Raw genomic sequence first — 19,834 nt, 5'->3', positions numbered from 1 at the left:
ATATTATTTCCACTCTGTAATGCGTTCAATCGGTAAGCGGTAAGATGCATAGCCTTCATCAGCAGCTTTCCCAATTGATAGCAGCATCACTGGTACATAACGTTCTTTATCCCAGCCAAATGTTTCAGCGATGACTTCTTTATCAAATCCGCCAATTGGATTTGTATCATAGCCGTGTGCACGTGCTGCAAGCATAAGCTGCATAGACACAATTCCACCGTCAATTAAGATTGTTTCTCGGTTGACTTGCTCTGGAAGAACCTCAAAGTGTGCAGTTAGTGCAGCAATTTGTCTTTCTTTCACTTCTTGCGGCATGTAGCCATGCTCTACTGCTTTTGAATAAATTTCATCTAAGTATTCATTGCTTTTCATATCTGCAAATACTGCAATGACAGCTGCTGATGTTGACACTTGAGTTTGGTTGAATTTTGCAAGTGGTGCAAGCTTTTCTTTTCCTTCTGGGCTGTCAATGACCATGAAGCGCCAAGGCTGTGCATTCACTGATGATGGTGCCGTTGTTGCTTCTTCTAGAATCTCTGCCATTTCTTTCTTGCTGATTTTCACAGCTGGGTCATAGTTACGAATGGAGCGACGCCCTTTCATAATATCCATAAAATCGTTTGTTTTTAATGTTGTAGCCATGTTGAAACACTCCTTTAGGTTGTTTGAATCTTTTCGATGTTTTGTTGTATTCGCATGAGCACATCAGTGAGAAGCTTTCGTTCTTCGTCACTTACGTTTTCAAGCATTTCTGAGATAAATCGTTCTTTTTCTTTTTTAGAAGCTTCGATTCTTGTTCTTCCTTCTTCTGTCAGACGAACAAGTGTGACTCGATTATCTTCTGGCTTTCTTCTGCGCGTGACCATTCCTTTTGTTTCTAACTGTTTTAAGTGACGCGTCACAGCCGCACTATCAATATTTACTTTTTTTTGCAAATCTGATTGGCTGATTTCGTCGGCTTGAAATAGCAGTGATAGCAACTCTAGTCTTGATTGGCTGATGCCCGTGCATGCTTCGAACTTCACACCCATCATACGGTTCACGCACTGCAAACGGTATAATACCTCTGCTTCTTCAGAGCAAAATGCAGTCAATGCCATCCCCTCTTTTCTATTCAGATCAATTAGTTGATATATCAATCATTGACTCGTCAACTAATATACACCCATTATTTGATGATTGCAAGAGGTTTGTTTCATAAAGTGAAATTTTTTATCTTAATAGAAAAAGAAATGAACAAAAAAGGACAAAAGCGACGAAGCACTTTTGTCCTTTTTTCTTTATTCTGTGATCACAGTGTGAATGAGAGTTGGTGCATCAGCATGATCTGCGATGCGGATGTTGTCATAAATTTTCTCCATGACATTCGCAACATCTTCACGATTCGCATGCAGTGTCACGAGTGAATCTCCTTTTTCAACACGATCGCCGACTTTTTTGTTCAGCATGATGCCAACAGATAGGTCGATCTCGTCCTCTTTTGTTGCACGTCCTGCTCCAAGAATCATCGCAGCAACACCGATTTCGTCTGCGACGATTTCAGCAACCACACCTGATTCCTTTGCAGGAACGTCGATTTGGTAAGGGGCTTGCGGCAGTTTTTCCGGCTGATCTACAATCGAGCCGTCTCCACCTTGATTTTCTAAGAATTCCTTGAATTTCTCAAGTGCTTTGCCGTTTTTCATGACTTCAATTAGCTTTTCTCTTGCTTCATCAAGTGTCTCTGCTTTTTTCGCAAGAACAACCATTTGACTTCCTAATGTGAGCACAAGCTCGTTTAAGTCTTCAGGACCTTCGCCTCGGAGTGTATCAATCGCTTCTTTCACTTCAAGGGAATTTCCAATCGCTAATCCTAACGGCTGAGACATATCAGAGATGACAGCCATCGTTTGTCTGCCTACGTTGTTTCCGATGCGAACCATTGCTTTTGCAAGCTTCTCAGAGTCTTCAGGTGTTTTCATGAAAGCACCTGCGCCTGTTTTCACATCTAGTACGATTGCATCTGCGCCAGCAGCAATTTTCTTACTCATAATAGAGCTTGCAATGAGCGGGATGGAGTTAACGGTTCCTGTCACATCACGAAGGGCATAAAGCTTTTTATCCGCTGGTGTCAGGTTGCCTGATTGCCCAATGACCGCTACTTTATGACGGTTCACGAGCTCGATGAATTCGTCTTTTGTAATTTCTACGTGGAAGCCTTTAACCGCTTCAAGCTTATCCACTGTACCGCCTGTATGTCCAAGACCGCGGCCAGACATTTTCGCAACAGGTACATCAAGTGCAGCCACAAGAGGAGCAAGTACAAGCGTTGTTGTATCACCTACACCGCCTGTTGAGTGCTTGTCTACTTTAATGCCCTCAATGGCAGACAGGTCAATCGTGTCTCCTGAGTTCGCCATAGCGAGCGTTAAGTCAGCACGTTCTTGATCCGTCATATCTTGGAAGAAAATCGCCATAGCCAAGGCACTTGCTTGGTAGTCAGGAATTGTTCCGTCCGTATATTCTTTGACAAAGAAAGAAATTTCCTCTGAAGATAATTCTTTTCCGTCACGTTTTTTCGCAATGATATCTACCATTCTCATTGTTTTCACCATTCCTTTTTTTAAATTAGTAAATCAAACCGACAACGCCTGCTGTTAAGAAGCTGACAAGTGTTGCACCAAATAGAAGCTTTAATCCAAAGCGTGCAACAACGTTCCCTTGTTTTTCGTTTAAGCCTTTGACTGCTCCAGCAATGATACCAATAGAAGAGAAGTTCGCAAATGATACAAGGAATACAGAAATGATCGCTTCTGTACGAGCAGTGAAATGGAAAGCATCACCGGACAGGATTTGCATTGCCACAAATTCGTTGGAAACCATTTTCGTTGCCATAATGCTTCCTGCTTGTACTGCTTCGCTCCAAGGTACACCAACAATAAAAGCAAATGGGGCAAATACATAACCAAGTACATCTTGGAAAGAAACACCGATAACAGCTGTAAAGATTCCATTAATCATGGCAATTAATGCAACGAATCCAATCAACATCGCAGCGACAACAATCGCTACTTTGAAACCATCCATAATATATTCACCAAGCATTTCAAAGAAGGATTGCTTTTCTTCTTCAACGACTTCGAGCATGTCTTCGTCCTTAGCTACTTCATATGGATTGATAATAGACGCAATAATAAATCCACCAAATAGGTTCAGCACAAGTGCTGTGACCACGTACTCTGGTTTAATCATTTGCATGTACGCACCGACAATAGACATCGATACGGTCGACATTGCAGATGCACATAATGTATAAAGACGCTGCTGAGGTAATAATCCAAGCTGCTTCTTAATAGAAATAAACACTTCTGATTGTCCTAAAATCGCAGACGCGACTGCGTTGTAAGATTCTAGTTTCCCCATACCGTTTACTTTGCTGAGCAGATAACCGATTCCGCGTACGATAAGCGGAAGGATACGCCAATGCTGCAAAATACCGATCAATGCCGAAATAAAGACGATCGGCAGTAAGACGTTGATGAAGAATGTTGATGCATTATCATTCATTAATCCGCCAAATACGAAGTTGATTCCTTCACCGGCATAGCCTAGAAGCAGTTTAAATCCTTTGGCAAAATTACCAATTAAGTAGTTCCCAACACCTGTATTGAGCAGAATATAACCTAAAATAAATTGCAGTACTATCATGACAAATACTGGACGGAATTTTACTCGTTTTTTCCCGTTACTAGCCAGCCATGCAATGGCGAGAATCACCAGCAAACCGATGATACCAATCAAGTATTTCATGTTTTTCCTCCTCGAATGAATTCGTTTACATTAATGCGCTTGTATGGAACAAACCCTATTTCGTAAACAAAGTGCGGAAGAAATTCCCAGAAGTGAGATCCTTCCGCATATGACTTTTTCATCTTTTATGAGTCACGAATGTTATCCTACCATAGGATCGTATGAATTAATAGTCTTTCGAAGGAGCTGATTGGTCCCCTTTGATAATAGAAACGCCTGCACTCGCACCAATGCGGGTAGCGCCTGCAGCTGTCATTGCTTCAACGTCCTCTTTTGTTCTCACGCCACCTGATGCTTTCACACCAATGTCAGGTCCAACTGTTTTACGCATTAATGCGATATCCTCAGCTGTTGCACCGCCTGTACTAAATCCAGTCGATGTTTTCACAAAATCAGCGCCAGCTTTTACTGAAAGCTCACAAGCTTTGACTTTTTCTTCATCTGTGAGTAAGCACGCTTCAATAATGACTTTCACAAGTGCCTTCCCTTTTGCCGCGTCTACAACTGCACGAATATCTTGCTCAACCACATCATATTCGCCGTCTTTCAATGCCGCAATATTGATAACCATGTCCACTTCAGTTGCACCGTTTTCAATCGCATCCTTTGTTTCGAATGCTTTCACTGCCGTTGTGTTTGCACCTAACGGGAAACCGATAACTGTACATACATCAACGCCTGTTCCTGCTAGTTCTTTCGATGCAAGAGATACCCATGTTGGATTCACGCAAACAGATGCAAATTGATGAGTCTTTGCTTCTTCAAGTAACTGCATGATTGCAGCTTTCGATGTATCTGGTTTTAGTGCTGTATGATCAATGAGCTTTGCTATCGTCATGCTTACACTTCCTTTTAATTATGATACTTTCATCATATATGATCGATGAACAATTGTAAACATAGTTATGAAATTTTGTTCATCTATTTTGTGACATTTAACAGAGCCTTTGCTGTATGCTGATCAATCATCAATACGTTCGCATATTTTCCTCTTAGTGCCCCGTGGATAGAAGCAACCTTGCGATGTCCACCAGCAACAAGAATAGAACGTTCTTTTGTCCTTAAATCATCAAGCTCCACGCCAATCGTACGGTTGTTAATCGCTTCACTGCAAATGCGTCCTTCTTGATCGTAAAAGCGCGAACAGATGTCTCCAACGCTGGATGCTTTGAGCAGTGCTTTTTCTTCTTCACGGAAGTAACCAAGTCTAAACAAAAGGGCTTCATCTCTTACCGTTCCAACAGTAAACACAGCAATATTCGCCTGTTTGCCCATTTCAATGATGCGCTGAATATGTCTGTCCTGCTCAACCATCTCCTTGACGGCAGCACTATCAAATACAACAGGAAGCGGCAAATAGCGCGGTGCTGTTTGAAAGGCCTCAGCAAACAGCTGGATGGTTTCCGCGGAATATGTATTCACATGGGAGTGGCTGATCCCACCCTTCAGCTGGACAACCTCTACACCTTTGACCTGTTTAGGTTGCATCTTTTGGGCAATTTGATACATGGTGGTTCCCCAGCTCACACCAACGATATCACCGTCTTTCACTGTGTCTTGCAAGTACTCGGCACCAAATTGGCTCAAGTATTCGGTGATCGTTGGATAATCATCTTTGGGCGAAAACACCACATGAGCTTCGAGCAGGTCATATTTTTCCTTGAGCAATGAAGACAGCTCATTTAAGTCCTCAAACGGGTCCATTACCGTTATCTGGACGTACCCCTTCTCCTTCGCATATTGAAGCAGCCGAGACACAGTTGGTCTAGACAGGTCGAGCTGTTTGGCAATTTCCTGCTGGCTGTAATCCGATAAATAATAAAGCCTTGCCGCTTCAATACTCAGTTGTTGTTTCTCCCGATCCATTCGTACGCCTCCTTTTTCTTCTATCATAACAAAATGTTCACCTTAACATGCACAAATGTTCATTTAAAGAAAATCGTATAGGCGGCATGGAAGGTCTCATTCTTCTTTAAAGTTTGAATACCGAACTTTTCCTTGTACTGGCCATTCGTCCCTTCCACATCGGCGATACCATACCAAGGCTCAATACAAACAAAAGGAGCCATTGTGCCTTTCTCTTGATGATAAGGTGACCAAATACCAACGAACGGAAACCCAGTGAGATCGACCTCAACCCCGTGACCTGCCTGGGAAGTCAACGACACTCGTTTGATATGACTAAAGATCATCGCATCCTGCTGAAAAAGCTCAGGTCGAAGCTGAATTGGTTCCACCTGAATGCCTTTTTCTTTCTCCCTGACAAGTGAATTTTCCAGTTCATATTGGATAGGAAGATGCTGAGAGGAAGGGGTCAATGTCAGGTAGTAATCTGCTGTGCGCTCACCTTCAACAAGCGGGATATGAAATGCGGGGTGCCCTCCAATGGAGAAATACATCGTACCATCTCCGTCATAATCAATTTCCCAGGAAATCGTCAGCCCATTTTCCGACAGCTCGTAACGAATACGGGCGGTAAATTCATAAGGATACTGATCAATGTGACGGCCTTTTGATTCATATTGAAAGGTCACCGTATCTTTCGTTTCTTCATATAAATCAAAATCAACATCCCGCAAGAATCCATGCTGCGTGAGCTCATAGGTTTGATCATCTATCTTGTATTGGTCATTCTTTAATCGTCCAACAATCGGAAATAAGACAGGCGACACCCTGCCCCAATAATCAGGATCGCCAGACCACATATAGTGACGCCCGCTTTCCTTGTCAAGCACCTCCCTGACTTCCGCTCCTTTTTCATGAATCTGAACCAATAACTGATCATTTTCGATCGTTTTCATTCAATACATCCCCTTTCCTTCTTCTTTTATTATGACAGGGATTTTGGTTTTGAGTATAAAAGAGTTAGTTAGAATAAAAAAGACTTCTCCCTTCTAGGGAAAAGCCGTTTAAATTACTTATTCATCATCTTCTTCTATAGTCCATCTAAGACCTTTGATTTGTTTTAAACTCTCAATTTCTTCTTCGTTTTCAGGAAAAATATAGCTCTCCTCTTCATGTGAGCTTGAAACCATCCACTCTTTCCCATTTTTGAAGAATGATAAATCCTCCAGTAAATTAGGGTGAACCCACCCGTATAGAGAGTTCGAAAGTTCTTTCAAAAGATTTTTTGTGTGTTCATTGGCATAATAATAATAAACATATGCTGTTTGACCATCTCCTAGAATCGTGGTAGCCCATTCAGACTCTTCCTTCATTTCTTTAAGAGATGGTGAAAGTTTATCTAGAATTTCACGATAATCAGCAAAATCAGCAAAATCTTTTCTAAAAACTAATTGGAACTCATCACATACTTCACAACATAAATCGATGAGCGCATTGTATTCCTTCTTTCTTGGTTCACGATTAAGAACAATCATCGAAAACCTCCTCTATCTCAATTTCTTATCTAGGGGCGCCAAAAAAAGCATGTGCTCCTGTTCTTTCATATTTACCTTTTAATTTATAAACTGGATGATAGTGATAATGTTTATTTTTTCCTTTTTTGTCAATTTCTGCACCTATTACTTTTCCAATCGGACTGGCTGCTTTAGCAATAGATTGTGCATTGCTTTTGGAAGTAGACCATGTATCTTTTTTCTGAGCTAATCTTTTTACAGCGTTTGCACGACTTACGCCTTTTCCAATAAATAAATGAGGTTTATTTTTGTCTCGATAAGCAATAAAGTGATTATGTTTATTGTCTTTCCTTTTTATAAATTCAGAATAAGCAATATAGGTAACACCTACTACTGTTACTGCAAGTCCCAAAGCTAATAAATGTTCTAATAGAACTGCCCCAATAGCAATACCAATAGGGATAACAAATGCAAAAGATGCTTGAATATCTTCAGAATTCACTTCATATTTCTTATCATCTTTTGTATCTTTAAATGTAACATCTAAATTATCATTTAAAAGTGTCTGCAAGTCAACTTCATAATCCTTTGAAACCTTTTCACCTTCACTACCAATTTCTTCAGTCTGATAACTGATTTCTGTTGTTTTTTTATTTAGAGTTAGAATACCAGTTACTCCGTCTTGCTCCTGTGAAATTACATATTTTTCATTACTATCTTCTAAAACATGAAAATCTTTTGTGGTAACAGCCTCTGTTTTATTTGGAAATTGGAAAAACAAAGTTATAACCAGCGATAGACATATAACAATTGAGATTAACTTACTTATTTTATTCATCCTAAACTAAACCTCCGAGTTTCTTGTTCTAAAAAACAATTTTATTCAAATAATCATCAATACCATTTTTTCAAAACTTTATATATTTGTTGGTTTAAACGTTCTTCAGAATTAATATTAAAACGTTCCCGGTACTGTAAAATTAAGCTTACTACACCTGTAATATGGGCACTCGCTAAAGAGGTACCACTTTCAATCGCATAGTTGTTATGAGGCTTTAGAACTGGTATATCCACTCCAGGGGCAGCAAAATCGTAATTTCCTTTAGATGAAAATTCAGCTACCTTCTTATGCTTATCCACAGCGGTTACAGAAAAAACATTCTCATAAGCAGCTGGGTAATCCATTTTCCTTCCATACTTATTACCAACAGCAGCTACTATAATTATGTTTTTTTGTATTGCTTTGTCTATAATTTTCTTAACAGATGGATCATCTTTCATTAATCCAAAACTAGCATTGATAACATCAATTTTATTATCAATACACCATTGAACAGCTTTAACAAAATTTTTTATTGAACCCTTGCCTTTTGAATCTAGAATTTTAACAGGATATAACTCTACATTCTGCGTTATACCCACTAGTCCAATTTCATTATCATTAGCTGTGATTATTCCAGCTACAGCAGTACCGTGCCCTAAACTGTCCTCTTGTTCTCCTCCTGTACCAATTGTGTTAAGTCCTTTTTTAACTTTACCTACCAAATCAGGGTGAGTCCCATCTATCCCGCTATCAATTATTGCTATTCGTACACTTTCTCCTCCTCTATTATTTTCCACATATTTTTTTGTTAGCTTTATGCTCCATGGAATCTGTTGATGAATATTATTAGTGAAGTTTAAATTTTTTGAGTGCAATTCAAAACACTTAAAATAAATTAAAAGAACTATTAATATTATCAAAAATCTTTTTATCAAACTATTGATTCAACACCACTCCTTTTTTCATATATTATTCTATATTATGGTTTTGAGTCAATATAAAACCAAAAATGTTATATATTAATATATGGTGGTTTACAATAAAAATTTATTGAATAAATTCAAACTAAATATTATGCGTTGACGTCTATTATATATACAATATATGAGTAACCTTTATTAAATAAAGGTTCTTTTACAATTGATGGGGGATTCGTTTTCATGAACAGCAAGGAAAATCGTTTACGTTATATATTAGGATTAGATGGGCTGCGTGCCGTTGCTGTATTGGCGGTCATTGCTTATCACTTACATATTGGACCTGCGAGCGGCGGGTTTCTTGGCGTTGATTTATTTTTTGTGATTTCTGGTTACTTGATTACGACGATCTTGTTACATAAACAGGATTTGGGCTATCAAGAGCTTTTGCCATTTTGGATGGGCCGGATCAGAAGGCTTCTTCCAGCTGCTTACGTGATGATTTTCTTAACCGTCAGCTGGTGTGCGATTGCTGGTTCGAATGCACTATTGTCCATTCGTGGCGATGCCTTATCGTCCTTTTTTTATGTCAGTAACTGGTGGTACATCTTCCATCAGCTGTCTTATTTTGATAGCTTCAACGCTGTATCTCCACTGAAAAATTTGTGGTCTTTGGCGATAGAAGAGCAATTTTATATCATTTGGCCGGTACTATTGATTGCAGGACTAAAATTTGTGAAAAACAGATCCCATCTGCCAATGATCACCTTTGGCCTTGCACTTGTTTCCGCCTTATGGATGGCGATTCTTTATTCACCAGATACCGATCCAAGCAGAGTTTATTACGGAACAGATACTCGTGCATTTGCGCTCCTGATTGGGTGCAGCCTGGCATTTGTATGGCCCATGCAAAGACTGTCCAGCAAAAAGTTACTTCCTGTTGGCAGACGTATTTTACATATCGCTGGTTTTGGTTCGTTTGCGGTTTTTCTTCTATGTGTTTATGCAGTGGACGAATTTGACGGCTTTCTCTATCAGGGAGGCATGCTTTTATTCTGTCTTAATGCAGCGATTTTAATTGCATGCATCTGCCACCCTGCAAGTCTTTTGGGGAAATGGCTCTCCTATCAGCCACTCGTCTGGCTTGGAAAGCGTTCTTATGGTATTTACCTGTGGCATTATCCCATCATCGTACTGACCACACCTGTCATTGAAATTGGACAGCCTTCTATGGGGCGTGTCGCATTGCAGATCATTGCCATTTTACTCATTGCAGAGGCTTCTTACCGCTTCATCGAACAGCCGATTCGCCGGCTTGGCTTCAGACAATATTTTTCCTCTTGGTCTATTTGGAAAAAGGGATTCAAACAATGGTCTACGTCTCATAAAGTGTTCCTTGGAATCACCGCAGCTCTTTTGATCTTATTTACCATTGGCATGTCCAGTTCGTCCCATACGTCCCCACATGCCAAGGAAGTGACACAAATTAAGACAGCACCGAAAAAAGCAGGAGACTCTGCGGAATCAAAAGCGAAGAAAAAGAAGGAAAAACACGAGAAGAAAGCAGCAGATCAGAAGCAGTTTCACCAAATTCTTGCTATTGGTGATTCTGTCATGCTGGATATTGCGCCAAATCTTGAAAAGGCATATGCACAAATCACCATCGATGCAAAGGTTGGCAGACAAATGAACGAAGCTGTCAGCATCGCTCCTCAATATGCTTCATTTAATCAATCTGATGCCGCTGTTATTATTGAGCTTGGCACGAATGGCTATTTTACTGAGGGCACGTTGACAGCATTCATTCAGCAATTTTCAAAGGCGCACATTTTCCTTGTGAACACGAGAGTCCCAAGGTCATGGGAAAATGATGTGAATGCAGTCATTCAGCGAGTGGCCGATCAACATTCCAATGTGACCCTGGTCGATTGGCATTCAGCCGCTACCGGACAGCCATCTTATTTTCAGCCGGATGGTGTTCACCTTTCAACAAAAGGCTCTGACACATTGACACAGCTCATTACAGCGAGCATCAAGAAAAAAGGAGATGTGTCATCATCATAAAAAAGAAGACAAAGGGCTAAAATAAAGATCATTTTAGCCCTTTATCAAAAATCTAAGTCTAGCATCCTGCTAATCTTCTTTTATGCCGTTAAAAGGCTGGCTCTCAGCGCTAACACCCGCTTTTCATTCGTTGTTTGATCCACCAACGCAAAATCACCATTCTCATACGCTAATGAAAATAATTCTTCGATATGAAAAACACCTGTCTGAAACCGCCTGCTCAATAAATGCAGTGCCGCAGCAGAGGCGACTTGAGCTGTTGCTTGAGACTCATCGCGCCCTTTTATTCCTAGCGCTGCTTGATGAACCTTGTTTCCATCCATTCCCTTTGCTTCCACTTTGACTGCATATTGATCTGTTCCCATTTGAGCAGATTGAATCATGGAAATGGCTCGTTCCTTGATTTTAGGCAAATTGAGAAATGACGTCATGCCAAGGCTCCTCGTGAAAGCCAATGCGCGAGTTGCCACCCGGGAATCAAAGCAAAGCCTTGTCGTCACAGTAGGCACGCGGAGCGTCGAAGGCAATGTCTGCTGATCAGAGAAGGGGAAATGATAGGCATGCCGCTTTCCAAGACTTCTACCAAAATCTATCCGTTTACCTCCAGTAAAACTTTTGACTCTTTTACGCTGATGATGCTTAGTAAGCACATAGTCAGTATGGACATTATCAAGCGTCCATTCAATGGCGGCTTTTCCATGCTGATCACCCATCCCAAGCATAATACCAATATCGATCTGATTCACTGAAGAGAGCATAGATGCTGCTTTCGCTGCTAATAAATTCGTAAGGCCAGGCGCAAGCCCGACACTGAGCAAAGCCGTTGCACCGATGTACTGGTGATTCAGCTTTGCCAGCTGTTCCATGTACGCCCCTTTCGCGGAGATATCGATATAATCAATGCCTGACCGCAAACATGTTTCAGCAAATGACGGGTCTTCTTGATCAAGACACATGATCACCAGCTTTGTTTTATCCATCCATTCCGAATATGACGACTCACTGACATCTAATTGATAGGGACGAACTTTCCCTTTTGTCTGGCGTGAAAATTTCTCCGCCTTCTCATAGCTTCTGCCTGCCGCAACAATTTGCCCTGGGTACACTTCGCTTAACTGCAGACATATTTGCTGTCCAACATGTCCATAGCCGCCAATCACCATCACCTGTGATCTCATTTCTCATCCGCCTCTCTACGACCTCGCTTGCAAACAAGCCCTTTGATCATCCCTGCCTGAAAATAAGGTCTGATGTCTTCAAATCCCGCTTTGATTAAATGCCCTCTTATCTCGTCCACGGGAACAGGGTGTGTCGCGCTTCCCAGCCTGTTTTTAAAGGATGTAAACACTTCTTTTTCTAGGCCTTGCCGCTGCATGAAAAGAGAAAGCATGTGAAGCTCCTGTTGAAATGTATGGGACTTCATCTCTCCCTGTATAAATGCCAACACAAACGGTGCGTCTGGTTGCAGCCTGAGGGCAATCTCCTTTAAAAAGCGCAGCCTATTTTCTACAAAATGAATCACAAGCAGACTCACCGCAGCATCGTAAACAGGCTCAGCAGAAACCTTATCTAATGAGGTCTCATGCCACGTGACACGCGCCTCCATCTGAAGCTGTGCAACTCGCCTTTTCGCCATATCCAGCATAGAAGGTGACGGATCCACCCCCGTGATGAGCCAGTCTTTTTTTCTTTGTAGCATGTTGATGATCTCTTCGCCCCCGCCCGCTCCAACAGTCAAAATGCGAGAAGCCTCTCCCTTTAATTCAGTTTCTAATACGTCTATTGTCAACTCATGCAACAGCTGATAGCCGGGTACTTTATGGGCAATCGTAGCTGCATATGATTCAGCAACGGGATCGTGCCAATGCTGTTTTCCTTTCATCTCCTTCTCCTCCAGTTCCTTTCCGCTTTACATCGTTTCCTGTACACTAATGGTATGACATCTTTATTGTAAAAAGAGACATCAAGAAACACGATCCCTAAAAGTGGGGATTTGTGAGGAGGAGATCATGTGACCAATCCAGCCACTCATTTTCAGCAGCTGAGACAACACATTCGGGACGAGCTTGCTGCCGTCCTTGATTTTGATGCTGCCTGTATCACGACCATTGATCCAGCCACTCTCCTCTCGACAGGTTCCTTCACAGATGAACCGATTGAAGAAATTCATGACCAGCTGTTTCAAAATGAGTTCTTAAAAAAGGACGTGCATCAGCATGAGTCTCTAGCCAAAGGCCCTATTCATGCTGCGACCCTAGTCCAAAGCGGAGAATATCTCAACAGTGAGCGCTACCAAGACATTTTGTTACCTAAAGGATGGTCTGATGAATTGCGGGCAGCCCTTGTGATTCAAGGAGAATGCTGGGGTATTGCCAGCCTATATCGTCTAAAGGACAAGGAACCTTTTCAAGAACAAGATATCCGATCGGTCATCGAGCAGACGCCTAGACTCGCAGCCAAGCTAAGAGATGAACTTTTCAAAAAAAGAGACACTGAAGAGGATGACGCGGCGGAGCAGCAAGGTTTTCTCATTCTCTCGCACGATTACAATCTTCTTTATGGAAATGAGACGGGTCTTCATTGGCTTCAGACGTTTCAAGCCTTTGAACAGATCCATGACAGAGCCACCATGCCACGTCCATTCAGAGCATTAGGGGCTAAACTTATATACAGCGGTATCGACCAAACAGCGGCAAGCATGACGAGAATGCCTACGGGGTTGTTCCTCTCTCTTCAAGCATTTCGATTATCGCAGGCAGCCGGGCAGGAAGAGGCTGTCATGATTCACATCAAGAGAGCCCAAACCAATGATATTCTTCCTTATGCGGCAAAAACGTACCGGCTGACAGAAAGAGAAATGAACGTCCTCGACTGCTTATTAAAGGGACAGTCTACAAAGGAAATCGCCAGTACCTTATTTATTTCAACCCATACCGTCCATGATCATGTGAAGGCGATGCTGCAAAAGACAAATTTGAGCAGCAGACGGATGCTTGTTTACTTTTTCTCTCACATATAAAAAAAGCGGCTACCTCACTGGTAGACCGCTTTTTTGTTTATTTTCCTAAAACTAACTCATGCAGGACATGTGCTACTCCGGCTTCATTATTGGATTTTGTCACAACATCCGCTACTGCTTTGACATCATCAATGGCATTTCCCATGGCAACGCCGCAGCCCGCAAATTCTAGCATCGATACGTCGTTCCCATTGTCACCAATGGCCATGACCTCTTCACGAGCAATCCCCAGCTCTTTCGCTAGCAGCTTCACGGCATTCCCTTTGCTGACTTCAGGATGCAGGATTTCAAGGAAGAAATCTGTGCTTTTCACCATCATGTACTTGTCCTTCACTTCAGATGGAATGGCTTGTATCGTCTTTTCCAACCGTTCTGGCTGATCAATATACATCATCTTCGGAAGTCTCATTGAAGGATCTGCCTCTTCAACAGGTAAATATTTAAGCGGCAGCTTTGTTAAATAAGATTCAAGTACTGTGTACTCACTAATATCACGATTCGGAGTGTACAAATGAGCGGAATCGAAATAATGCATCGGTGTATCCAGATCACGGCTCAGCTTATATAAAGAAGTTAAATCCTCATAGGATAACGTCAGTTCTGACACCACTTCATTTGTATGACTGTTTTGGACAAGCGCCCCATTGTAGGCAATCACATAATCTCCCTCTTGATTGAGCTGAAGATCATCTAAATAGCGATTCACTCCGCCAATAGGCCGTCCTGTACATAATACAATTTTAACTCCCTCTGCCTTCGCCTGTTGAATGGCTTCAAACACCTCATCTGGCACCATATGTTGATCATTTAATAACGTACCATCCATATCAATTGCAACTAATTTATACATTCACTGATCCCCTTTTCTCAGCAAAAAACGTGCTGCTGTCACTATTTTGAGCCATCATCTATATGATGACAGGTTATATCATTACTATTTACCTATATTAGCCTATCGTTTTTTCATCACGCTGTCTACTTGTTCTCACCTGTAACAAAATTGTCATCTGCCTACTCTATTATATCGTATTCTATTCATCCTGCTTTAAACAGAGTTTCTCCCCTTTTCCAACGGGGAAATGAAAACAAATGTTCACCACTGAACATTTTGAAACTAGCAAATCTAATTGTATGATGGATAGCAAAGAAAGGAGGTGCAGGGAATGATTACGTTTACTAGAGGTAAATTGTCAAAAATGTCTGGTGTACATATTGAAACCATTCGTTTTTATGAAAATGAGGGTGTGCTCCCCGAACCAAAAAGAGCACATAACGGCTATCGTTTATATGATAAAAAATATGTACTCATGCTTTCCTTTATCACAGAAGCAAGAAAGCTAGATTTCTCACTCAAAGAAATTCGCGAAATTATCAAATCACTATTTGAAAAACAATCAAAGACAGAAGCTGAACAGCTGCTCGAACAAAAAGTTGAGGATATTCAACACTCCATTCAAGAGTTAAAGAAGAGGAAAGCTGCCATTCAATTGTTAACAAAACAAACATTAGCGAACATCAGCTAATTGTAAGGACTGCCAAAGATGTGCCAGTGTTTGCCACTGGTGCCCCTCTCCGCCCAGGTCTCAAGTGCACGTGCAATTCAAACATCAGTTATACTAGAGACAGCTTTACTTGATATCAAACGAGTGGAAGGGGTTTTGAGTAGAATGAACATTGCAACCATTGGGACAGGTGTGATTGTGGAAAGCTTTCTGCAAGCGATTGAACAGCTTGACGGCGCTTCTTGTCATGCCGTCTATTCAAGAAAGGAAGCAACGGCAAAGAAGCTCGCAGACCAATTTGGTGTGAAAACAACTTATACGGATTTAAGGACTATGCTAGAAGATCCAAACATTGAAGCCGTTTATATTGCATCACCGAATCGATTACATAGCGAGCATGCCACGGCTGCATTGGAACACGGAAAACATGTGATTTGCGAAAAGCCTTTCACCTCTAATGTCAAAGAGCTGGAAGCCTTAATCGCTCTCGCAAAGGAAAAGCAGCTTCTCCTATTTGAAGCCATTACGACCGTTCATATGCCAAACTATCATTTAATCAAAAAGCACCTTCATCAATTAGGTAAAATCAAACTGGTTCAATGCAACTATAGTCAATATTCAAGCAAATATAATCAGCTGCTAGCCGGTGAAACGCCAAATGTCTTTAACCCTGAATTCTCAGGAGGAGCGTTGATGGATATTAATATCTATAATGTCCATTTCATCATGAATCTCTTTGGAACACCGAAGCAGGTCCGCTACCAGGCAAACCGTCATCCAAATGGCATCGATACATCTGGTGTTTTGACTTTCACCTACAATGATTTCATTGCGACAAGTGTCGGCAGTAAGGATACAAGCAGCATGAATTTTGCATTGATTCAAGGAGAAAAAGGCTTCATTCATGTGAAAAATGGGGCGAATGGCTGCGAGGAAGTGCTGCTTCATGTGAATGATCAGGTGATCTCACTCAATGCACAAACAAATTTAAACCGCCTGTTTTATGAAGCAGAAGCTTTTCAGCACATCATTGAAACAAAAAATTATGAACAGTGCTATGCATGGCTTGATGAAAGTCTCTCTGTATTGAAAGTCCTTGAAGCTGCAAGAAAAGATGCAGGCATTGTTTTCCCTGCAGATCAATTTTAATGAAAAAAACCGCCTTCTTATGAGAGGGCGGTTTTGATGATTAAATACTCTTTGAATAGGCCACAAGGCGCTGAGACATGTGGTTCACTTCATCGACTGAAGCATTTACTTGCTCTGTTAAAGCAGCCTGTGTTTGTGTAAGAGCTGTCATGTTCGAAATATTTTCAAGAATTTCATCAATTTGCGTTTTCATTTCCGTTAAACTAGATTCGATATTCTCCGTTGCATTGGCACTATGAAGCGCCAGCTTACGCACTTCATCTGCAACGACCGAGAATCCTCTTCCTTGCTCACCAGCTCTCGCTGCCTCAATCGCAGCATTTAAACCAAGCAGGTTCGTTTGGTTCGCTACTTCTTTGATTAAGTCAGAAATATTTTTCGTCTCATCTGCACTATTTTTTGCTAGATTGGCAGCAGATGTTGACTGCTCTTGGGCAACAGCAAGCTCTTGCGCTTGGTTTGTCACAGAGCTGATGCCTGATACCATCTCGCTGATAGAACTTGAAAGCTGTTCTACTTGTGAAGCCATTTCATTCGCTGTTTTCTCTTTGTTTTTTTCTAACGTGATGTCACGAATGGTTCCAGCCACACGAAGAGGAACACCTTTTTCATCACGAATGGTTTCACCACCGGCATGATACCAACGATACTCGCCATTTTTACTCTGTAATCTGTAATCAATGTCAAATGGTGTGCGTCCAGAGTGATCATTTAAATGATCTGCAAAAGCTTGGAGAGCTTTTTCTTGATCCTCAGGATGCAGACGGTCGCTCCAGCTGCTTAACACGTTCGGGAAATCCTTTTCATCCGTAAAGCCAAGCGTTTTTCTGAACTGCGGGGACCACCAGAACTCGTTATTTGGATTGACTGAATCGCCGGCCTCTACGACCATGTCCCAAGGAGCTTCCACAAGCGCACGGTTGATCAAGTCATATCTCGTCACGAATGCTTGCAGCTCTTCTTCTTTCAATTTCTGATCATGAATATCAAAAAGAGCTCCCGCCACACGAAGAGGGACACCATTTCGATCACGAATGGTCGTTCCAGTTGCTTTGAACCAGCGATAATCTCCGTTTTTCAACTTCAAGCGATATTCGATGTCATATGGGGTACGACCCGAATGATCCAATAAATGCGTAGAGAATGCATTTAGGGTATATTCTTGTTCATCCGGATGAATTCGAGATGCCCAGCTGTCTAAAACATTCGGAAAATCGTGCTCATTTTGAAAGCCGATCATTTTGCGGAAATCATCCGTCCATGTGAATTCATTTTTTGGATTGACCGGATCTCCAGCGACAACGATCATATCCCATAAACCAACTTGAATGGCTTTTGTCACTAAATTCATCCGCATTTGAATATCTTCATTTGCTTCCTGCATCTTTTGCAAAGCTTCATTTATTTGGGCTACTGCTTCAATCGTTTGACTTGAAGAGAATGCAGCAGTATCTATTCTTGCTGAAAGGTCTCCCTTCTCAATTCGTTCTACTAATTGACTGCTCTCATTTAAAAGGGTTCCCGACGATGAATCATTTGCTTTTCTCTTAAACATTTTTCATAACTCCTTTCACTTCTTCATACACTTTTGAAATATTTTACAGTTATAAACAATTCTTTATTAGGACTTTAGTATCACAAAAGATATATCGACAAAAACTGAAAATTGTTTATGTCAGAAATAAGATAAATGTTCATTTCTTCACGAAGTTTCATATTTTGGTGGTGGATGATAAAAGGAATTTATGGATAAAAGTGTATCATTTGATAGAATCAACCGCCTTTTTTGTCTGAAAAATCTCTTTTTTTATATTGACACTGACGTCTCGAAAAAAGAAAATGGAACATAAGCATTTTTAAAAAAGGAGAACGTCATGAGCGCGAATCAGGAACAACAAGAATTAAAAAAGCTTTTATCACCGCGTCACATTCGCATGATTGCATTGGGCGGGGTCATTGGTACAGGAATCTTTAAAGGAAGTGCCGATACAATCGGTTTAGCAGGTCCTGGGGTCATCTTTTCCTATGTATTTGCCGGATTATTATTGCTCATCGTGATGGCAGCCTTAGCCGAAATGGCGATTGTCTATCCGGGAAATAACCTTCGCGACCTTATACAGATTGCGCTTGGTCAACGTTTTTCATTTGTCGTCGGCTGGGTTTACTGTTTCATGTGGCTCACTGTGTGTGTCATCGAGATTATCGCAGCAGGCAGCTTGCTTCAATACTGGATGCCGAACGTGCCGCTATGGTCACTATGTTTACTCTGCTCACTCTTAGTCATCGGAATTAACTTAAATAATGTAAAATATTTTGGTGAAATTGAATTTTGGTTCGCTGGAATGAAGATTTTCGTTATTATTGTGTTTATTATTCTTGGTGCAGCCCTATTATTTGGAATCATTCCGAACGAACAAAGCACACCTGCACTCACCAACTATCAAAATTTCGTCCCGAACGGATGGGGTGCGATCTTTGCATCTTTATTAGTCGTTATTTTCTCTTATGGGGGCTCTGAATTGATTGGGCTGACCATTACAGAAACAAAAGATGCCGAGAAGGTCTTGCCTGGTGTTGTTAAAAGTATGATGTGGCGTATTATCTTATTTTACACTTTGCCGATTTTGATCATCTGCGGACTCATTCCTTGGAATCAAATTGATCCAAACAACAGTCCATTTGTTCAAGTCTTTTCAGCAGCCGGTATGCAAGGCGCCTCTCATTTCATTAATTTCGTGTTGATTACAGCCGTTCTATCTGCGGCCAATTCTGGCATTTATGGAACGACGAGAATGATGCATTCTCTCTCTAAATCAGATGGCGGTCCAAAAAAACTGGCACAGGTCAACAAAAGAGGCGTACCCATTTTGAGTTTATGGGTGACCGTTCTTTTTCTCCTCATCGGAACATTTTTTGCTTACTTATATCCTGAGCAAATTTTCAGTTATATGCTGGCTATTCCTGGTTTTGCTGTTTCACTCATTTGGATTAGCATTTGCATGGCACATCTGAAACTTCGCCCGAAATATCCACAGGAGCCGTATTTCAAGGTGTGGCTGTTTCCGTATTTGACTTTATTTGCAGGTCTTGTACTAAGTGTGAGTTTTGTGATGTTTCTATTCAGACCAGAAAACTTGCCTAGCTCGATTATCAGCATCGGTTTCTTAGTCGCAGCCATCATTGCTTCATTCTTAATGAAAAAGAAGGCTTAA

19 protein-coding genes are annotated in these 19,834 nt (G+C 41.2%); 5 read left to right on the top strand and 14 right to left on the bottom strand.

The window, feature by feature from the left end:
- Positions 1 to 3 precede the first annotated feature (3 nt).
- The 10 genes from C6W21_RS10700 to C6W21_RS10655 form a co-directional block, all read right to left on the bottom strand.
- Positions 4 to 642, bottom strand: coding sequence for a nitroreductase family protein (locus tag C6W21_RS10700; protein ID WP_106050358.1), 639 nt, complete (start codon positions 640 to 642; stop codon positions 4 to 6).
- Between the two features lie 14 nt (positions 643 to 656).
- On the bottom strand, positions 657 to 1,100 hold the full coding sequence (locus C6W21_RS10695; RefSeq protein ID WP_045210167.1) for a MarR family transcriptional regulator: 444 nt from the start codon (positions 1,098 to 1,100) through the stop codon (positions 657 to 659).
- A gap of 180 nt (positions 1,101 to 1,280) precedes the next feature.
- Entirely contained in the window at positions 1,281 to 2,582 is a 1,302-nt protein-coding gene (locus C6W21_RS10690) for a pyrimidine-nucleoside phosphorylase (protein WP_066031527.1), read from the bottom strand.
- A gap of 25 nt (positions 2,583 to 2,607) precedes the next feature.
- Complete coding sequence (locus tag C6W21_RS10685) at positions 2,608 to 3,789, bottom strand: NupC/NupG family nucleoside CNT transporter (protein WP_106050357.1); 1,182 nt, start codon at positions 3,787 to 3,789, stop codon at positions 2,608 to 2,610.
- A 166-nt stretch (positions 3,790 to 3,955) separates the two neighbouring features.
- The gene (deoC, locus tag C6W21_RS10680; protein WP_106050356.1) at positions 3,956 to 4,627 is read right to left on the bottom strand and encodes a deoxyribose-phosphate aldolase; all 672 of its coding nucleotides are present in this window, start codon (positions 4,625 to 4,627) and stop codon (positions 3,956 to 3,958) included.
- Between the two features lie 83 nt (positions 4,628 to 4,710).
- On the bottom strand, positions 4,711 to 5,655 hold the full coding sequence (gene deoR / locus C6W21_RS10675; protein ID WP_106050355.1) for a DNA-binding transcriptional repressor DeoR: 945 nt from the start codon (positions 5,653 to 5,655) through the stop codon (positions 4,711 to 4,713).
- A 59-nt stretch (positions 5,656 to 5,714) separates the two neighbouring features.
- On the bottom strand, positions 5,715 to 6,590 hold the full coding sequence (locus C6W21_RS10670) for an aldose 1-epimerase family protein (RefSeq protein ID WP_106050354.1): 876 nt from the start codon (positions 6,588 to 6,590) through the stop codon (positions 5,715 to 5,717).
- 117 nt (positions 6,591 to 6,707) lie between these two features.
- A complete protein-coding gene (locus tag C6W21_RS10665) occupies positions 6,708 to 7,169 on the bottom strand; it encodes a hypothetical protein (protein WP_056765343.1) in 462 nt (153 codons plus the stop codon).
- A 25-nt stretch (positions 7,170 to 7,194) separates the two neighbouring features.
- A complete protein-coding gene (locus C6W21_RS10660; RefSeq protein ID WP_142392854.1) occupies positions 7,195 to 7,986 on the bottom strand; it encodes an SAR2788 family putative toxin in 792 nt (263 codons plus the stop codon).
- A gap of 56 nt (positions 7,987 to 8,042) precedes the next feature.
- Positions 8,043 to 8,906: a S8 family peptidase gene (locus tag C6W21_RS10655; RefSeq protein WP_176544447.1), complete on the bottom strand. Its 864-nt coding sequence runs from the start codon at positions 8,904 to 8,906 to the stop codon at positions 8,043 to 8,045.
- A gap of 225 nt (positions 8,907 to 9,131) precedes the next feature.
- On the opposite strand from C6W21_RS10655, the gene C6W21_RS10650 reads away from it, so the two are divergent.
- The gene (locus C6W21_RS10650; RefSeq protein ID WP_106050352.1) at positions 9,132 to 10,952 is read left to right on the top strand and encodes an acyltransferase family protein; all 1,821 of its coding nucleotides are present in this window, start codon (positions 9,132 to 9,134) and stop codon (positions 10,950 to 10,952) included.
- Positions 10,953 to 11,032: 80 nt separating this feature from the next.
- Here C6W21_RS10650 and C6W21_RS10645 read toward each other — a convergent pair whose 3' ends face one another.
- Complete coding sequence (locus C6W21_RS10645) at positions 11,033 to 12,130, bottom strand: saccharopine dehydrogenase family protein (protein ID WP_106050351.1); 1,098 nt, start codon at positions 12,128 to 12,130, stop codon at positions 11,033 to 11,035.
- Positions 12,127 to 12,834 (bottom strand): class I SAM-dependent methyltransferase, encoded by a 708-nt coding sequence (locus C6W21_RS10640; protein ID WP_106050350.1) that lies wholly within the window; start codon positions 12,832 to 12,834, stop codon positions 12,127 to 12,129. Before C6W21_RS10640 ends, C6W21_RS10645 begins: the two co-directional genes overlap by 4 nt.
- Positions 12,835 to 12,963: 129 nt before the next feature.
- On the opposite strand from C6W21_RS10640, the gene C6W21_RS10635 reads away from it, so the two are divergent.
- Complete coding sequence (locus tag C6W21_RS10635; RefSeq protein ID WP_106050349.1) at positions 12,964 to 13,971, top strand: helix-turn-helix transcriptional regulator; 1,008 nt, start codon at positions 12,964 to 12,966, stop codon at positions 13,969 to 13,971.
- 37 nt (positions 13,972 to 14,008) lie between these two features.
- On the opposite strand, the gene yidA is transcribed toward C6W21_RS10635, so the two are convergent.
- A complete protein-coding gene (gene yidA / locus C6W21_RS10630; RefSeq protein ID WP_106050348.1) occupies positions 14,009 to 14,821 on the bottom strand; it encodes a sugar-phosphatase in 813 nt (270 codons plus the stop codon).
- A 313-nt stretch (positions 14,822 to 15,134) separates the two neighbouring features.
- Here yidA and C6W21_RS10625 point away from each other — a divergent pair, with 313 nt between their 5' ends.
- Together C6W21_RS10625 and C6W21_RS10620 are read left to right on the top strand one after the other, a co-directional pair.
- The gene (locus C6W21_RS10625; RefSeq protein ID WP_039182663.1) at positions 15,135 to 15,494 is read left to right on the top strand and encodes a MerR family transcriptional regulator; all 360 of its coding nucleotides are present in this window, start codon (positions 15,135 to 15,137) and stop codon (positions 15,492 to 15,494) included.
- Between the two features lie 144 nt (positions 15,495 to 15,638).
- Positions 15,639 to 16,622 carry a Gfo/Idh/MocA family protein gene (locus tag C6W21_RS10620; RefSeq protein ID WP_106050347.1) on the top strand — a complete coding sequence of 328 codons (984 nt, stop codon included), beginning with the start codon at positions 15,639 to 15,641 and terminating at the stop codon, positions 16,620 to 16,622.
- Positions 16,623 to 16,662: 40 nt separating this feature from the next.
- Here the strand turns inward: C6W21_RS10620 and C6W21_RS10615 are convergent, their stop codons facing one another.
- On the bottom strand, positions 16,663 to 18,177 hold the full coding sequence (locus C6W21_RS10615; RefSeq protein WP_106050346.1) for a methyl-accepting chemotaxis protein: 1,515 nt from the start codon (positions 18,175 to 18,177) through the stop codon (positions 16,663 to 16,665).
- A 319-nt stretch (positions 18,178 to 18,496) separates the two neighbouring features.
- Here C6W21_RS10615 and C6W21_RS10610 point away from each other — a divergent pair, with 319 nt between their 5' ends.
- Positions 18,497 to 19,834 carry an amino acid permease gene (locus C6W21_RS10610; RefSeq protein ID WP_034660513.1) on the top strand — a complete coding sequence of 446 codons (1,338 nt, stop codon included), beginning with the start codon at positions 18,497 to 18,499 and terminating at the stop codon, positions 19,832 to 19,834.

This window comes from Bacillus sp. NMCN1, from assembly GCF_002998085.1.
GTDB lineage: Bacteria > Bacillota > Bacilli > Bacillales > Bacillaceae > Bacillus.
The sequence above is the reverse complement of the archived record's forward strand: the minus strand, read 5'-3'. Positions and strand labels throughout refer to the sequence as shown.

Bases quoted from the DNA above. Each gene is read 5' to 3' on its own strand.
- C6W21_RS10700 (WP_106050358.1), bottom strand. From the start codon at position 642: ATGGCTACAACATTAAAAACAAACGATTTTATGGATATTATGAAAGGG.
- C6W21_RS10695 (WP_045210167.1), bottom strand. From the start codon at position 1,100: ATGGCATTGACTGCATTTTGCTCTGAAGAAGCAGAGGTATTATACCGT.
- C6W21_RS10690 (WP_066031527.1), bottom strand. From the start codon at position 2,582: ATGAGAATGGTAGATATCATTGCGAAAAAACGTGACGGAAAAGAATTA.
- C6W21_RS10685 (WP_106050357.1), bottom strand. From the start codon at position 3,789: ATGAAATACTTGATTGGTATCATCGGTTTGCTGGTGATTCTCGCCATT.
- deoC (WP_106050356.1), bottom strand. From the start codon at position 4,627: ATGACGATAGCAAAGCTCATTGATCATACAGCACTAAAACCAGATACA.
- deoR (WP_106050355.1), bottom strand. From the start codon at position 5,655: ATGGATCGGGAGAAACAACAACTGAGTATTGAAGCGGCAAGGCTTTAT.
- C6W21_RS10670 (WP_106050354.1), bottom strand. From the start codon at position 6,590: ATGAAAACGATCGAAAATGATCAGTTATTGGTTCAGATTCATGAAAAA.
- C6W21_RS10665 (WP_056765343.1), bottom strand. From the start codon at position 7,169: ATGATTGTTCTTAATCGTGAACCAAGAAAGAAGGAATACAATGCGCTC.
- C6W21_RS10660 (WP_142392854.1), bottom strand. From the start codon at position 7,986: ATGAATAAAATAAGTAAGTTAATCTCAATTGTTATATGTCTATCGCTG.
- C6W21_RS10650 (WP_106050352.1), top strand. From the start codon at position 9,132: ATGAACAGCAAGGAAAATCGTTTACGTTATATATTAGGATTAGATGGG.
- C6W21_RS10645 (WP_106050351.1), bottom strand. From the start codon at position 12,130: ATGAGATCACAGGTGATGGTGATTGGCGGCTATGGACATGTTGGACAG.
- C6W21_RS10640 (WP_106050350.1), bottom strand. From the start codon at position 12,834: ATGAAAGGAAAACAGCATTGGCACGATCCCGTTGCTGAATCATATGCA.
- yidA (WP_106050348.1), bottom strand. From the start codon at position 14,821: ATGTATAAATTAGTTGCAATTGATATGGATGGTACGTTATTAAATGAT.
- C6W21_RS10625 (WP_039182663.1), top strand. From the start codon at position 15,135: ATGATTACGTTTACTAGAGGTAAATTGTCAAAAATGTCTGGTGTACAT.
- C6W21_RS10620 (WP_106050347.1), top strand. From the start codon at position 15,639: ATGAACATTGCAACCATTGGGACAGGTGTGATTGTGGAAAGCTTTCTG.
- C6W21_RS10615 (WP_106050346.1), bottom strand. From the start codon at position 18,177: ATGTTTAAGAGAAAAGCAAATGATTCATCGTCGGGAACCCTTTTAAAT.
- C6W21_RS10610 (WP_034660513.1), top strand. From the start codon at position 18,497: ATGAGCGCGAATCAGGAACAACAAGAATTAAAAAAGCTTTTATCACCG.